14 protein-coding genes and 1 pseudogene are annotated in these 15,608 nt (G+C 56.1%); 4 read left to right on the forward strand and 11 right to left on the reverse strand.

Annotated elements, in window-relative coordinates; genetic code table 11:
• Positions 1–11 precede the first annotated feature (11 nt).
• Both VFU66_RS06825 and VFU66_RS06830 read right to left on the reverse strand, forming a co-directional pair.
• Positions 12–722 (reverse strand): Crp/Fnr family transcriptional regulator, encoded by a 711-nt coding sequence (locus VFU66_RS06825; protein WP_326445494.1) that lies wholly within the window; start codon positions 720–722, stop codon positions 12–14.
• Positions 723–2,711 carry an ulvan lysase-like protein gene (locus VFU66_RS06830; RefSeq protein ID WP_326445495.1) on the reverse strand — a complete coding sequence of 663 codons (1,989 nt, stop codon included), beginning with the start codon at positions 2,709–2,711 and terminating at the stop codon, positions 723–725.
• Between the two features lie 360 nt (positions 2,712–3,071).
• Here VFU66_RS06830 and VFU66_RS06835 point away from each other — a divergent pair, with 360 nt between their 5' ends.
• The gene (locus VFU66_RS06835) at positions 3,072–3,479 is read left to right on the forward strand and encodes a hypothetical protein (protein ID WP_326445496.1); all 408 of its coding nucleotides are present in this window, start codon (positions 3,072–3,074) and stop codon (positions 3,477–3,479) included.
• A 96-nt stretch (positions 3,480–3,575) separates the two neighbouring features.
• Positions 3,576–3,848: a tyrosine-type recombinase/integrase gene (locus VFU66_RS06840; protein ID WP_326445497.1), complete on the forward strand. Its 273-nt coding sequence runs from the start codon at positions 3,576–3,578 to the stop codon at positions 3,846–3,848.
• Between the two features lie 191 nt (positions 3,849–4,039).
• Here the strand turns inward: VFU66_RS06840 and VFU66_RS06845 are convergent, their stop codons facing one another.
• From VFU66_RS06845 to VFU66_RS06860, 5 genes and pseudogenes are all read right to left on the reverse strand, one after another.
• The gene (locus tag VFU66_RS06845; protein WP_326445498.1) at positions 4,040–4,864 is read right to left on the reverse strand and encodes a TPM domain-containing protein; all 825 of its coding nucleotides are present in this window, start codon (positions 4,862–4,864) and stop codon (positions 4,040–4,042) included.
• A 67-nt stretch (positions 4,865–4,931) separates the two neighbouring features.
• On the reverse strand, positions 4,932–6,350 hold the full coding sequence (locus VFU66_RS06850; protein WP_326445499.1) for a tetratricopeptide repeat protein: 1,419 nt from the start codon (positions 6,348–6,350) through the stop codon (positions 4,932–4,934).
• A 121-nt stretch (positions 6,351–6,471) separates the two neighbouring features.
• Positions 6,472–7,962, reverse strand: coding sequence for a WG repeat-containing protein (locus VFU66_RS06855; protein WP_326445500.1), 1,491 nt, complete (start codon positions 7,960–7,962; stop codon positions 6,472–6,474).
• A gap of 66 nt (positions 7,963–8,028) precedes the next feature.
• Positions 8,029–8,091, reverse strand: a pseudogene (locus tag VFU66_RS15750) (zinc-ribbon domain-containing protein); the annotation flags it as partial.
• A 24-nt stretch (positions 8,092–8,115) separates the two neighbouring features.
• Entirely contained in the window at positions 8,116–8,586 is a 471-nt protein-coding gene (locus VFU66_RS06860; protein ID WP_326445501.1) for a hypothetical protein, read from the reverse strand.
• Positions 8,587–9,391: 805 nt separating this feature from the next.
• Here VFU66_RS06860 and VFU66_RS06865 point away from each other — a divergent pair.
• A complete protein-coding gene (locus VFU66_RS06865) occupies positions 9,392–11,512 on the forward strand; it encodes a hypothetical protein (protein ID WP_326445502.1) in 2,121 nt (706 codons plus the stop codon).
• Between the two features lie 431 nt (positions 11,513–11,943).
• On the opposite strand, the gene VFU66_RS06870 is transcribed toward VFU66_RS06865, so the two are convergent.
• From VFU66_RS06870 to tnpA, 4 genes are all read right to left on the reverse strand, one after another.
• Complete coding sequence (locus VFU66_RS06870; RefSeq protein WP_326445503.1) at positions 11,944–12,561, reverse strand: plasmid pRiA4b ORF-3 family protein; 618 nt, start codon at positions 12,559–12,561, stop codon at positions 11,944–11,946.
• A gap of 87 nt (positions 12,562–12,648) precedes the next feature.
• Entirely contained in the window at positions 12,649–14,196 is a 1,548-nt protein-coding gene (gene tnpC / locus VFU66_RS06875; RefSeq protein WP_414649390.1) for an IS66 family transposase, read from the reverse strand.
• A 144-nt stretch (positions 14,197–14,340) separates the two neighbouring features.
• Positions 14,341–14,688, reverse strand: coding sequence for an IS66 family insertion sequence element accessory protein TnpB (gene tnpB, locus VFU66_RS06880; protein WP_326445505.1), 348 nt, complete (start codon positions 14,686–14,688; stop codon positions 14,341–14,343).
• Positions 14,685–15,044 carry an IS66-like element accessory protein TnpA gene (gene tnpA, locus VFU66_RS15755; protein WP_414649388.1) on the reverse strand — a complete coding sequence of 120 codons (360 nt, stop codon included), beginning with the start codon at positions 15,042–15,044 and terminating at the stop codon, positions 14,685–14,687. Before tnpA ends, tnpB begins: the two co-directional genes overlap by 4 nt.
• Positions 15,045–15,103: 59 nt before the next feature.
• Between tnpA and VFU66_RS06885 the strand changes: the two genes are divergently transcribed.
• The gene (locus tag VFU66_RS06885; protein ID WP_326445506.1) at positions 15,104–15,589 is read left to right on the forward strand and encodes a hypothetical protein; all 486 of its coding nucleotides are present in this window, start codon (positions 15,104–15,106) and stop codon (positions 15,587–15,589) included.
• The last annotated feature ends 19 nt before the right edge of the window (positions 15,590–15,608 follow it).

The raw sequence follows: 15,608 nt of genomic DNA on the forward strand, positions 1-15,608 counted from the left end.
GATATGCCGCCTCAGTGGCTTCTTTCCGCGTAGCGTTTCAGCGCACTCAGATCAGGAACGACAACCTCGCGCCCCTTGACACGAACCAATCCCTTGCCTTGCAAACGGGCCAGCGCGCGCGAAACCACATCCCGCACCGTGCCGATGCGCGTGGCGATCTCGTGATTGGAGAGGGTGAGACGGAACTTGGCATAGCAGCCTTCATCCAGGCTTTTCTTTTGCGCTTCGCCAATCAGATAAATTGCAAGCCGTTGACCGACCTCGCGGAATGACAGCTCTTCAACAAGTTTTGCATGCTTGCGTACCCTCTCGGCCATTGTTTTCAGGGCCCGCAGAGCAAACGACGGGTGCTCCAGGCAGAGCTGGCGAATGTCCTTCTTCTCGATGAAGAGCACCTCCGTGTCCTCTTCCGCAATGGCCGACGCGGGATAGGGGCCATCGTCGAACACGGGAACATCGGCGAGCGTCGCGCCTGCGATATCGATGTGCATTACCTGTTCGCGCCCTTCCTCATTATGCTGAAAGGCGCGAATTCTGCCGCTCACCACAACAAACAGGCCACGCGCTTCTTCACCTGAGAAGAAGAGCATCTCGCCCGCCTTCAAGTGCTGCTCAACCGCGCGCTCGGCAACCCATGCAAGCTCCTGGCAGTTTGAACCGCCAAACAGCCTGGTCCGCTCCAGTGCATCCGACTTTTTCGCGCAGTTCTCTGTCAGGCTCATCTATCTTCCCTGTTCAAACTCTAACCGAATTTGCACCTCCTCCGTGGGCTGCATTCGAATTACCAGAGGAGCGCATTCAAATCCGGGCACCAGATTGAACGTCCGTGCGCTGGGCACGGCCTCGAAGCCGCTCGCTGCGTCCGTACGAATGAAGAGCACCCCATGTCGTTTCGCAATGCGTACCGTACCCTTGTCGGGCTGCGTAACTGCCTCACCCCGCTTTGCGATCACCGGCAAAATAAACTTCAGTTCGCCGCCCGCAACCCGCGGCACGCTTGCGCTGGCGACGATCTTCACATCTGCATCCGTCAGATGATACGAAACGCTGTATCGGGCATCACCACTCGGAACCGCCTTTCGTCCGGCAGTCAATAAATTCCCTTTGGCGTGGAAATCAATCCCTCCTGTGACTTTTGCTGCGGTCACTTCCGCACTAAAATCGTTCAAATTGGTATACGGGCTGTGCGTCTCACCAACCTCGTACTCCATGCGTGGAGTGAGCGGCATGTGCGGAGCATCGCGGAACGCCTGTTGGTTCGAGATCTCAATCATCTCGTACTCCGTCATGCTAGCCACGAGAACGGGGCCAAGCACGCGATGGTAGAGCTGCGACAGCGCGCCGCCGGAGACGTGGCCTCCACCCGATGCGCCACCTGCCTGAACATGTTCCACGTAGGCCCAGTCGTATTCAGTCACGGTGGCGCGCCAGTCTCCAATGGCGGCAAGATGCGTGCCGATCTCCGGGTAGGAGCGCAGGCCGTACGGCTCGTCTCGCGGCAGCGTCGTATGTGGAGCGTCCACAGCGTTAAAGCCGCTATCCAGCACCGCGGCCAGCGCCTTAGCATGAGTAAAGGTGTGATGGATGCATGGACGGTCGCCGTGCGCGAAGTAGTCCGGACCTCCATAAAGCAACCCTTCATGCGTGCAGGCGGCCATCAGCTCAAGGTTGCGCCGTGCAACTTCGGCAAACTGTGGATCGTGCGCTCGTAGCAATACGTATGCCGGATGGCAGCCGTCGCTCGTCCTGCTGCCCCACCAACTCCACTTGTAGTTGCGCGTGCCCCAACTGTTGTCCCATGCCCCATCCGGCAGCATGAACTCCATGTGCGTGCGCATGGCCTTGACGGTTTGTTCGAGCACCGCTTTGTCTCCGGTCAGCAACGCGTACTGCGCTAGCGACGGCAACGACTCCTCCACGTTGTAGCCGAGATCGACAGGGTGACATCCTTTAGGCGTAACCGCCTTAAGCGGGTGCCCTTCGCCATAGAGAAAACCGTTTGGGGTGAAGTAATCGAGCACCGTATGGGCCAGAGTTCGCGCGCGATCAAGATAGCGCGGCTCGCCCAGCACCTGCCCGCACAGCGCAAAGCAGAAGCACGACGTAACCGGGTAATTGATGTTTCCGGTTTCGATGGTAATGAAGCCGTCGAGAAACTTCGCAGCACGAGCCAATCGGTCTGTCCAGTGTTGTCGCGTGGCGGTATCAAGCACTGAGCCGTGATGATGAAGTGCTTCGCCCAGCGAGATGGCATGAAAAACGGTGATGCCCTGCCATGAGCTGAGCGTAACGTCGTTGATCCAACTGCCGTCAGCACGGCTCACCTGCTGCTCAGACCACTCATGCACCAGCAACGCGGCACGCACATACCTGGCCTCGCCTGTCGTATGCGCTACGCGGAGCAGCGGATAGACTGCATCGCCGCAGCGCCCATGAATCAGCGCGCAGGCCGGGCATAGAAGCCCTCCATACAGTGCGGAATCCTTCATGGCAGTCTGCTGATGCGCGAGCAGTCCGTCGCACCATGTCTGCAAAAGGTTCGCATACAGGTCCTGATCCTGCGCGGCCCGTCGGCCAACACCGTGCGCCGGCTGCTGTGCCGCAGCCTCCCCTGGAAACGTAAGCCCTACGCCAAGTGCAGACGCACTTGCAGCCGAAAGCCGCAGCATATCGCGGCGAGTAAGTAGTTTGTCCGAACTATATTTGCTCATCTGCGAAATCTTAGTGGAAAGGCGTAACTCTGGCTACACTGCGCGCGGAGATTTCCTATGGGGAAATAACTTCACGCGAGATATTCCACCTAAGAGCGAAATGCCGGAATTTGTTGGAAGAAATTGGCTCCTGAGGTAGGACTCGAACCTACAACCCTTCGGTTAACAGGGGAATTTCATTGTTTGCACAGCGTCACATCGGATCTCACGTTTGTTGTAAACAAATGACTTATAAGTTTTGGTTTTGCACTGCAACGCACTGAGATGCACACTTTCTCAATCTGAACAACCACCACAGCAGCCACCACTACCCGCTTTCGGTGTCATAGTTAAGTATAGCTAAACGAGGGGCGAGTGCCGATGGCAAACGGGAAAGGCAAGAAGCCAAAAGCGATCAAAGGAATCTTCAAGAGGCCGGACGGAAGCGGCATCTGGTGGATCAACTATTACATCGAAGGCAAGCGGTTCCTCGAGCAGGTCGGTCGGCGTTCGGACGCTGTCGCTCTCTATCAACGTCGCAAGACAGATGCTCGGATGGGCGCAAAAATGCCGGAGGTCCGAGCTCGCCGCGCAGTGCTTTTTGAGGAGATCGCGGCAGATGCTTTGGTGTACTCCCAAGAGCATAAGGCGTCATACCCCGGCGACCGTTCGACGGTCGGGAAGCTCCTGCCAGTCTTTGGCAAGGTTCCTCTCGACAACGTCACCCCTCAAACGATCAAGGCATATTTGGATAGTCATTTTGACGAGCGCTGCGGTGTCGGCACTTGAGGAACTGCGTGAACGCCGAAACCCAAATTCCCCGAAGGTCTGCCTCACTTGTTACGGTGAGCCAACGGTTTCACCTCCGCCTGGTTTGAACTGGCGATGGCGAAAGCTGCAAAGAAGAATCAGAAGCTCAAAGACATTACCTGGCACATCTTTCGGTACACCTATATCTCGCGTCTTGTAATGGCCGGGGTCTATCTGAGGACGGTGCAAGAGCTCGCCGGGCACAAAGACATCAAGATGACCGTTCGTTACGCTCATCTTGCGCCAGCGCATAAGTTGGCCGCCGCGGATAGGCTTTCCGAGTATTGCCAGGAACAGGAAAAGGCTGAAGCTCAGAAAAAACCCGACTCGGGCCGCGCCGCTGTTTAGCAATTCCCTGTCGCGCCTGACCCTCCTGCTGGTCGCGCTCACGACCTGGGGAAGTGCTGATCTCCTCCGATGGCTTTTACTACTTGCTCCTGTGTCAGAAAATTGGGGCCATGCTTCGATCAAATAAACAGCGAGCGATGTGGTCTTCAATAAGGGTAAACATCACAAACGCCGAAGCTGCACCATCTGCTTCAGCGTTGAGGCAATTGTCCCGGCGCATCATCCAGCTTCACTTTGGCTTCATCGGCGATGACCCGCGCTATTTGATTGACAATCAAGGTCACACTGCCGTCAAAATTATTGACATAGAGCAGAGGAGCAACCTCACGACCAATCTCTGCTGCCTTGGTGTCTGTTACGGCACTTTCTAAGCCATGACCTACCGCGATTCTATACTTGCGATCGTTCACCGCCAACAGCACCAGGACGCGACGGTCTGAACCTTTGGGGCCGATTTTCCACTTGTTAAACAGTCCCTTCGCAAAGGCTGCTATGTCCGCCCCATCCAAGGTGTATATGGTCACTACAGCTACCTGTGCATTCGTCTGGGAGTGGTCTAGTTGGCCGCAAACGCGATCCAACCGCGCAACCGCCTCTGCCGACAACACCTGGCCAAAGTCGTTGACATAGCCGGTAGGTAGTGGAAAGTTCCTTGGGAAAACCTCACCTGCTGAACCGGGCGATTTGGAACCCTTAGGTGTTGAGTTTGGGAAGAACGTTTCGATTGCTTCTAATGTCTGTAAACCAGCGCCTTTCGAACGCAGCGATTCGAGCGAGCCGGGACCGGGAGCGAAGGCCAGCCCACGCCTGAGAATCTCCATGTGCATAGTCGAATCCGGCACACCGTGTGACACCAAGCTTTCAAGCTGACTAAGAGTGAGCTTCGGAACGATCGGCTGCTGCCCCGCAGTAGTTTGGGGCCAAAGCATGACTGCGACCGTCAGAAGAACCAGTAAACGCTTTGTACCAAGGCACAGAGGCCGATGCGGGGAAAGGAAAAACCTCCCGATCTTCATGAAATAGCCTCCTGTATTACGCGCATGGCAATCACGAGACTTTGACTGGGAAATAAGCCATAAGCGACTAACCCTTGATTGTGAGTATGAGATTCGCGACACCCTGGAGAAGCTGTTCTGCATTTCCACTTGATTGAATTTGCGTATTTCCTCCGCCAAATACGACGGTGGTACCGGGTTGGGAGCGGACCGAGGATCCATCTGCCACAAAATCCAAATCGTGGAGCACACCAATTCCTTTGTTTTTGCCGGGGGGTTTCGAAAGATATGAAATGTGAAGCTCGATGGACCCGGTCTGATCATGCCGGACTTCGACTTGTGTGATCTGACTGAAGAGAATCGATGGTGGTATCTTGCATCTGCTGATCTGGGGGACAGCCACCACATTGATCCCAGAACCCGATATGGTCATCGTTGTGCCATGAACCATGTGATACGGAAAGTTATGGACGTGCATAAGCATTACGGTGACTGCTTCCCCCTTACGGATGGCACCGCTACCGGAATTGACGAAGGTATTCATGTCTCCAGCTTGAAAGGAAGCTTCGGAAAGTATTACCTCTGCTTTCAGGTCTGCTGGACTCAACTTGAGAACCTTGCGAGCGTCTTCGATCGCTCCAGCAGGATTGCCGGCGCCGAGCAGGGCCTTCGCATCGGCAAGGCTGCCAGCAATAAAAGTGGGGTTCACTACCAATTGTGCATGTTCGGCATGATGTTCGCCTGCGGCAATCTGGAAGGTGCGCGTCTGATTTAGGTAGCCATCTGCCGAAAAGGTGACGGTGTAACTGCCAGCCTGACATTGCGCGTCCTCTATGCTGCCATCGAAGGCCCGCGGACCTCTGATGTGTATCTGCGCCTCTGTCGGTTGTGCAGATACGGTGAGAAAGCCTCCCAGCCACACCAAAGGTAGTGAGATTTGCTTGTCTTCCCCATTGAGCAAATTGAAGCTTACATGGGCATCCTGAAAGCCTGCCTTCCTCGCCGTCAGTAGATGGTTGCCTTCAGTCACATCTTCAAGCCGAACGAGGCCGCCGCTGACCTGACCAGCATCCCTAACTCCCTTGCCGTCGAGGAGCAGATCGCTTCCCGGCTCTGTGCGGACGTCCACTATCCCTACACCAAGCGTGGCGCGAGGACGCCTCCCTTCGCGACGCTTGTCAACCGGTTGGGAAGCCTTGGAAACAGATGCCTCGATTACAGCCAAAGTCAAATGGCCGCAACCCTTGGCGCGGAGAGATTCTATAAGGGCTGGAGTGGGGCTGAAGGCCAACCCGCGTTTTTGGATCTGGGCGCTCATCGTCGAGTCCGGCACGCCATGTGAAACCAGCCCTTCAATCTGACTCAGGGTGAGCTTCTGGACAACGGGCTGCTGCCCCACAATAGTCTGGTGCCCAAGAATGAACACGAGAGCCAGTAAGAGCAAAAAATGCGAGGCCAGAAGGCCACGAAATATCCGCTGGCGAAGAGAATGGTGCTCGACGTTCATGAAAAGCCTCCTGGACTCCAACGCATAGTGATCCCGATACACTGACTGCCCCGAGACTGACGGGACAGTTCCCGCAGGGGATAAGCTGGTGCCCTCTCCCCACTGTTCACAGTGCCGGGGTTCACGGAGTCGGAGGCGTCGTCGTGCATTCCTTCCCTGGCAAGGCGTAGTTAACAGTGCCTGAAGAATCGGCGCAATAGATTCGACCTACATGACCAGTGGCAGGCTTGCCCTCAATGAAGTAGTTAAAGTTTGTCCCGCCGGTTGATGTCCCGTCGGGAATTCGTACGGTGAACTGATAACCGTCTTTCGTGCCGGTCGCTAGCGCCGCATCAATGAGACCTGCGCGATTCTCATCCGGTGTGCCTTGAGCCGGTCCCAGCTTCTCAAGGGAAGCGGTGAATCCCTTTGTCGGGTACGAGTTCGAATAGCTTGCTTCCGCCGCGGTCAGCATATGGATCGATTCGAGCGCGCTTTTCTCGTTCTCGATGTCCTGCCCCAGTGAATCCAGCATTGCTCCCTTGTAGGAGCCGGCTAGCACCTTGCCGGACATGGATATTGGGACAGTCTGCCCATTGATCACTCCATAGAAGACCTTCTCGAAGACGGCGCTAATGGAGGAAATCGCTTTGGATGGCTTTACAATCCATTTGCCATCTCTGCCCAAGAGGCCAACACCATCGCTGGAAGTGACCATCTCGGGGCCTCCCTCTGTGAGCACCATATTGTATTGCCCCGGATTGACGACGTACTTGCCCTGTTTGTCGATTGTGCCTGTGTGTCCGGAAGCGGAAACGGCCGCAAGTCCTCCGGAAAAGGCCGATGCTTGATCAAACTGGGGATTGACGACAATCGTTCCCGCCGTATTGATATAGCCCCACTTGTTGTCGACCTGGACCGACGCCATTCCCTCCGAAAACGGACCTTCACCATCGAACTGCGCCTTGATTACGAATTTGCCGTCGCGATTGATATAGCCACACTTGCCTTGGCAAACCATCGCAAGACCGTCCCAAAATCCGTTCGGATCCACCGTTTGAAAACTGGGCTTGATCGCATAGGCTCCTGTTTTATCGATGAAGCCCCACCCGCCATCCGCACGCACCACTGCCAATCCATTATGAAAGGAATAGGCGTCATCGAATTGCGGGTTGATCGCATAGTGGCCAGTCTTGTCGATAAAGCCAACCTGTTTCCCCAAGTTGACCTTCGCAAGTCCTTCTACAAAGGGGCTGACAGAATCGAATTGGGTGGGGATCACCAAGTGCCCGCCGGTATCGATATAGCCCCATTTGCCATCCTTCTGGACTCCGCAAAGTCCTTCGTTGAAGACCATCGGATGGCCCATATCTATTTCCCACGCAACCGCATCCCATTCTGGCTGAACCATAATTTTTCCATCGGCGTCGACGAACCCCCACTTTCCAGCTTTTCCATCCGCGCTCACGCTCTGAAAGGGATAAATTCCTGGGTCCTGCACCTTGTACGGCGGCGGTGGGCGATGAAACCACCACCACCCAACGCTGGCGAGAATCACCAACAGAACGCCCAGCGCATAGGCAGCCTTCCTGAGCGGCGAAGCCGGTTGCCGGAGGGGCGGAGCCACCGCCACAACATGACTCTCCAGAACGACCTGTGTCGCCCCACTGCTTCCGCCGGTGCCCGCACGCAATTGGCCGCCACATTTTCCGCAGAACCTGCGTCCTTCCGTAACCTCACTGCCACAATCTGGACAAAACATCGAACTCCTCGCTCTCTCGTCGCTTCAACCGACTCTTTTTGCCAAAGTTGCGATGGTGATCAACCCGCCAGCCGCGATGGAGCAGAAACCCAGTCCAAGCAGCCAAATGCCTGTCCCAGATACGGATTGAATCATCGGCACAAAAAATAGAGCCCCGATAACTCCCGGTCCAAAGAGGGATCCAATCATCACCTGAAAGCCGCCAATCAGCAGTTTCTGCTCGGAGGCAGCCTTTCGCGAGAAGTAGAACAGCACGCCGGAGGCAATGGCCGCCAACAAAATGAAGTAGACTGCGCCCACAACCTTGGCTAAATCCACACCGGAGAGAGTGACGTGATTAAGTGCTAAGGCACCCACCTGGCCGAGCAACCCTGAGAGCGGGCCGAGATCTGGCGAAGAGACCCATGGCAGAAAGAAGCCCAACGCCGCAGCAATTGCTCCAGCGCAGACAAACTTCTCTCCAAGCGTCAAGGCACTTAGGAGTGACTTGCCCATCTGTGCAACTTCTGCTGCCGAAGGGGGCGTCGACTGGGCGGGCGTCGTGCGAGCTGCGACCGACTCTCCGCTGGGACTTAGTTTAGGCCGCAAGTCCGTTCCACAGAACTCACAAAACGCGACACCGGCAGAATTTGGCTTATCACAGGTAAGACAGATCATTAGCAGTCTCCTTTCAACGTATTCTTTCTAAGATTGCGGGACTTTCGACATCGTGGTTCCCCTAGGCAAATCCCATTCCGACCTAAAGGCAAACACTTCCGATCAGGCCCACTTCAACCGCCGATCTATGGCTGATAGCGCCATAGATCGTTGAACCCATGGCCTCCAAAGAGCCAAAAGTTGACGCTGGCGTCGAACCAGATACTGGGCTGAAAGCGACTTCCGGGAACATTACTGGCTGCGGAACTCCTTGTGTGCCATAGACGCCGGAGGGGTAACAGGGCGGTAATGATCCGGTCCCGCAATTATTGGGGTTGGTCCCGCTTATCCACGCCCATTGTTTGAACTTCCACAAATCGTTAAGAAGACCGTTACTGCCGCCAAAGAGCCAGAAGTTGCCACTGCCGTCAAGGACAACTAAGCCACGAATCCTACTACTCTTCATGGAAATCCCTTTTCTTACGACTCCATCTCCCTGTCGAAGATTGGAACGCGATGTTATGGGGAGGGAGTTAAAGCACCATGTACGTATAGTTCCGTCAGCCAACGATCTTTTGAAAGTAAATGTCTCCTTTGGCTAGTGTCCTTTCCGGAGTACACTCCAGGTGGGCGTCTACTGTCGCATGGCAGGAAGTGACAGAAGGTGGTTTTTACTGACATTCGCCTATCGCAAAGTCCTCTCCCCGCTATTTTCAGGTTGTGCTACCCCTTTCATTCGGTTAGGTTTGATGGCATGTCGGACGGCGGCTCGGAGAATGGCAGGCTGGACTCCTGGAAAGAGATCGCCCTGTATGTAGGGCGCGATGTCCGGACCGTCATCCGCTGGGAGAAGCAGAGAGGGTTGCCTGTTCACCGCATCCCCGGCGGCCAGCGCAAGGCTGTTTTTGCGTATCCGCACGAGATTGACCGGTGGCGAAGGAACGGCGACGTCTCAAACGGCGATGCGGTCGAAGCCATTCCCGCCCAATCTCCATCCATGCCGGACGGGATTTCAGAAGAGGAGATAGTCGGGAAAAGTCATGGCGTCTCTCCCTTCATCGCACTGAACCCTGGAACCAGATCTCAATGGTTGACCGGAACGGCAGCCTTGGCTTCCGTCATCGTCGTTTGCTGCCTGTCCGCCGCTTTTGCTCTACGAACCAGTTTGTCGGACCTGACAGTGGCAAATCCCACCAGAGTCACCCAATCGCAGACTCGCATCCTGTCGCCTCTACTGACCGACGGTGCCCGAGTCTTCTATCCCCAGTTTGACCACAGCCGCTACAGCGTTGCGGAGGTGCTGGCAAAGGGTGGTCAGAGTACAGCAGCCGTGACGGGTGTCCCCAACCCGGAATTGTGCGACCTGTCTCAGGACGGTCAAGCGATGCTTCTCCGAAGCCTCAGACACTCCCGCGACGAAGATGCCCCGGTTTACATTCAGCCCAAAGACGACGCCGCACGGAGGGTTGGAAATATTCTGGCCTACGACGCTGCCTGGTATCCCGATGCAAAAAGGATTCTCTACTCTGCCAATGGCGGGGTCTATTCAAGTGATACGGCAGGGGTGTCCCAGCAGCGGCTATTCAGTGTTCCCGGAAATGCCTATTGGTTCCGGTGGGCGCCGGATGGCAGGACATTGCGCTTTAGCGTAATCGATCCGAAGACCGAGGAAACTTCAATATGGGAGGTTTCGGTCGATGGCACGAATCCTCACCGGCTCTTTTCGCGGTTGCCCTTCCGCCAATGCTGCGGGACGTGGACGCCTGATGGGAAGTTCTACCTGTTTCAAGCCTGGATAGGAGATGCTTACCAGATTTGGGCACAGCGAGAACGCCCCCGATTTCTGCTTTCCACGGAAAATCAGCCCTTCCGTTTAGTTTTCGGAGCGATGAACTATCGGGGACCGCTCGTCAGTAGGAACGGCAGAAAGCTGTTTCTGCGCGCCGAGGATATAAAAGCAAAGCTGGTACGCTACGATCACAACTCTGGAAAATTCGTCCCGATATTGCCTGACATCCCTGCGCGAACCCTTGCATTTTCCAAAGACGCGAAATGGATTGCGTACACAAGTCTGGCCGACAACGAACTATGGCGATGCCGCGCGGATGGAAAAGAATGCCTTCAACTTACGCAGGGTTTCAGGCAAACAATGATGCCCCGCTGGTCGCCGGATGGCCAGACGATAGCTTTTATGGGGCGCGGCGCTAGCGGGGTTTGGCGAATCTTCGTTGTCCCTGCCGATGGTGGGATGACGCGTCTCCTGTCAAGCAGCAGCCAATCGGAAGGTGATCCCGACTGGTCGCCGGACGGGAACAAGGTGGTCTTTGGCGAAGCATGGACAGTCTCAGCTCCGGGAGGAATCCACATCCTGGACATACACACGAATAAGGTTTCGACGGTGCCGGAATCCGTTGGCTACTTCTCACCGCGCTGGTCGCCGGACGGCCGTTTTCTAGTTGCGCTCCACGCTGGCGATCAAGACTTATACTTGTTCGAATTTGGTTCCGGGAAGTGGCAGCGTCTTGCCGAAATGCCAAGTATCTATCCAAACTGGTCTCAGGATGGCAAGTATGTCTACTTCTCATCTTCCAGCGCCGGAAGCCGTGCAATCTTTCGCGTGGCGCTGGTGGATCGAACGGTGGAGAAAGTCGCGAGCCTCGCTGGCGTTGAACAGGGCCCGTTCTTCATGAGCAACTGGATCGGATTCGCTCCGGACGGCACACCGCTGGCCATTAACGATTTGACCAGCGAGGATATCTACACTTGGGATTTAATTGCCAAGTAATTCGCCAGTCGTCTCGAAATCTATGGGTGAAGAACACGAAGCCCAAGATACTTTGGTGCTAAATACCAACAGAGTGAGGCGGCTTGTCGATCGACTGGCATCCTCAAGACATTACGGCAAACCATTCGTATTGAAATCAGTAATGAGAAAACGTCACGAAACTCTATTCCTGCTGGCACCGTATCGGGAGAATATTGTTGTTTTCTACCGCATCCTAACGCCCGGAGATCGCTCCCTCTGAGCTACCCGCCTCCAGGGAGCCTGGGGTACCTTTTTTTGAGTTTTCCATAAGAAATTTGTTGATCTCAGGCTGGGTATCTAGGCGAAATCGGTATATCCCCTTCAGAGATGAAACATGAAGAAGGATATTAATAACAAACTGCTCACTGTTAAAGAGTAAGCGTCCAACGGCCACCACTTGACGTTTGCGGTTACTCCAAAGTGGACTTTCTACTGCGTTTTGGTGGTGCGAGGCGGCGGTTTACTTCTTCGAGGGAGAAGGCCTCTGGCAGGAAGTCGTCGCCCAGCCATTCGCGGAGTTCCTTGTGGCGGCGATGCGACGGTTTCGCGAGCACTTTGAGCAGATCGTAATATCCTGGGATTCCACCGCAGTCCTCCGGCGGGCAGGCGCGCCGACCGTCGATGCAAGCAGGATAGACGACATCTGGATCGGCGAGCAGTTGCTGCTCGAATAGGACTTCATGCACCCAGTCATCTCCGAAGTCATAGATGTAAGTCATCGTTGCGCCCGCTGTGGGAAGAACGTTGGAGAGGCGTGCTCTGCGCTCATCTTCGACCGCGGGTATTTCCATAAACGGGTCCGCGGGTTCAGGAAGGCCGAAGCGTCTCTGATCGGTGCGGAACTCGTGCAGGTGCATATCTTCCCATCCCATCGCAGCCTGCAGCACCTTATGCAACCGTGCCAGGCTCAGATCTGAGGGAACGAGCAGCCGACGCCAAATGACCGGATCGCTTTCGAGCAGCGAAACCTCGAGCTGGTGGATGCTCTTCTTCGTTGTCAGCGCAGGCGTGTTCTTCCTGGTAGCCATATCGAGTTGGACTCCGTGCCGTGGCGCTTATTTTTCAAGTATCGAAGTGTCCACTTAAAATTAGGTGGACACTTCGATAAGGACTGATCACGCGGCCCTGTGAGCAGTTCCGTCGAGTTCGTTGGAAAGCACCCAAGGCAGCAGTTCGTTAATGCGGTTAATTGGATGATCGTTGATGCGCGCGAGTACGGTGCGGAGATAGCGTTCTGGATCAAATCCGTTGAGCTTCGCCGAGCCGATGAGCGAGTACATTGCGGCGGCACGTTCTCCGCCTGCATCCGAACCTGCGAATAAATAGTTTTTCCGTCCGAGAGCGACGGCGCGTAGCGCCCGCTCAGCCGTGTTGTTGTCTATCTCCAGCCGGCCATCGTCAACGTAGCGCGTGAGCGCATAGCGAATCGCGCCCGCGGTCTGGCTCTTCGGCGAGAGCTGCCGCAGCGTGTTCTCCATCCACTGCCGAAAATCATCGAGCAGCGGTTTTGCGAGCGACTGGCGTACTTCTCGACGCACTTCAACCGGCTTGCCTCTGATATCTTCTTCGATGGCATAGAACGCTCCGATCCTGTTCAGTGCTTCCGTTGTAGTCGGTGAAGCGTGCAGTACGTGGATGTCGTGCAGGTTGCGCCGCGCGTGCGCCCAGCAGGCCGCTTCGTAAATGCCGTCGCCATAGAGATGGTTAAAACCGGCATAGGCATCGGCCTGCAAGGCACCCTTGAAGTTCTTCAGATGCGTGCGTGGATGTTCTCCCTTGCGATCTTCCGAGTAAGTAAACCACACCGCGGGCGGCGTGGTATCACCGCATGGCCGGTCATCGCGCACATACGTCCACAGTCTTCCAGTGCGGGTCTTGCCACGGCCCGGTTCCAACACTGGAATCGGCGTGTCATCGGCGTGCAGCTTCGTTCCGCTGAAGACATGCCTGCCGAGCGCATCGAGCAGCGGCGTGAGCAGTTCCGCGCAAGCACCAACCCAGTTAGCCAGCGTGGAACGTCCAAGATCGACGCCCTGCCGCGCATATATCTCCGACTGCCGGTAGAGTGGCAAGTGATCGCAGAACTTAGAGACCAGTACATGGGCCAGCATCGCAGGCCCGGCAAGTCCGCGTTCGATGGCTCGCCCTGGCAAGGGAGCCATCGCAATACGATCGCAGTTGGAGCAGGTGAACTTAGGCCGCACATGACGAATCACCTTGAAGCTCTCTGGAATGTACTCAATCTGTTCGCTCACATCCTCGCCGAACTTACGCAATTCGCCGCCGCACTCCGCACAGCAGTTGCTGTGGCACTCATGCGTTACCACTTCGCGTGGAAGGTGCTCGGGAAGCGGCTTGCGCCCAGGGCGCGAAGCAGGTCCAGCTTGTTGGACAACAGCGTCAGCGACTATCTCTGCCGCTGCCTGTTCGGTCTCCAACTCTTCCAGTTGAAGCTCCAACTGCTCCAGTTGTGCCGTGATCTTCTCGCTCTTACGTCCAAAGAGCTTGTGCCGCAACTTCTCAACTAATCGCTTCAGATGCTCGATCTGTTCACTGCGAGAGCGCAGTTCGTCGCTCTGTTCGGTGAGTTGCTGGCGCAGTTCTGAGAACTCGGTTTCCAGTGATGTCAGCTCTGCTTCTTGGGCGGCCAGTGCGCTCTGCAACTCAACCGCCAGCACCTTCAATGCTGCGTGATCAAGCGAATCGAGATCTGCGTGAATGGCAGCCGACATGGCCTGAGTATGGCACGTTGCGCCGTGGAAATAGATAGGAATAGCCGCATGAATACTGGCGATTATTGCCCTCGCCTATACGGCCATCGGAGGTGAAAATGTACGTTCCGGTCTGCGCCAGTCGATGCCTTCGAGCAACATCGACAACTGCGCGCGCGTGAGAGATACAGTTCCGCTCGTGGCCTGCGGCCAGATGAAACGGCCACGCTCCAGTCGCTTCTGAAACAAGCACAAACCATCTCCGTCGAACCATAAAATCTTGATCGTGTCGCCGCGACGTCCGCGGAAAACAAATACATGGCCGGAGTATGGCTGCATGGAAAGCACGGTCTGCACCTGCGCGCTCAATCCAGGAAAACCTCGCCGCATATCAGTTACGCCTGCCGCAAGCCATATGCGAGTGCCTTGCCGCAGTTCAATCACTTGCGCAGCATCTCCAGAACAGTGCGTATCAGTGCTGGCTCCGCACTGCGCTCTATGCTAATCATGGCCCGGCCTGGAATCTCAATATGGATCGCGCCGCCTGGAGCCTCTTGCGCTGCTGAAGAAACCGCGGGCATCCCTTCGTGTCCATCTGCGTCAGCTATGACAAGCGGGACAAGACCGCAGCTTCGCACCTCTTCCATACGCCCTTCTCGATACGCGCGCCGCCACTGAAACACTTGATGCGAGTTCACCCCCTCGGCCTGCGCCACCCGCGCCACGCTCATCCCTGGCTGCAACGTCAACTCCACTATCCGACGCTTCTCCGACAACGAACGACGTACTCGCGCTTCCATAAAACCATCTTCCGTACTACCACCTAACAAAATCCAGTGGGGGCCGTTGGACGCTTACGTTGCAATCGACGACGGGCATGTACAACGAGCGTACGTTGCACGCTCTGACGGGCCGCTGGGTGTTCCGCCACGATGACATCTGGGGCTACGTGGCGAGGCCGTTCGGCTACTCGCCGGCGTTCTTCGTGGTGGCCTTGTCCGTGGCCGTGCCGAAGGACCGGGCGCGGCGGATGATCTGGAAACATGGCCGCAGGTTGCGCGGCCCGGAGCTGACGACGACGGCGGAGTTCAACACGAAGCTGGGCCGCGCAAAAGGGCTGCGGGTGCATCTGCCGGACGGGGTTGCGTTCATCAACGAAGAGCAGGGCTGGTACGACCGAACCTTCCATAAAGCCCTTAGCTGCTGGGCGCGTATCCCGCGCGATCGCGAGGCGACGCACTTCCTCATCGTGTGCGACAGCGGCACGGGCAAGAGCGCGGCCATCCGGCAGATGCTCGCGCAGATCAGCGACCGTGGGGACTGCCCTGCTACAGGCTTGCGCTAAGTCCCGCTCACGTTCGCTG

Source organism: Edaphobacter sp., from assembly GCF_035763405.1.
In the GTDB taxonomy this organism is placed as follows: Bacteria; Acidobacteriota; Terriglobia; order Terriglobales; family Acidobacteriaceae; genus Edaphobacter.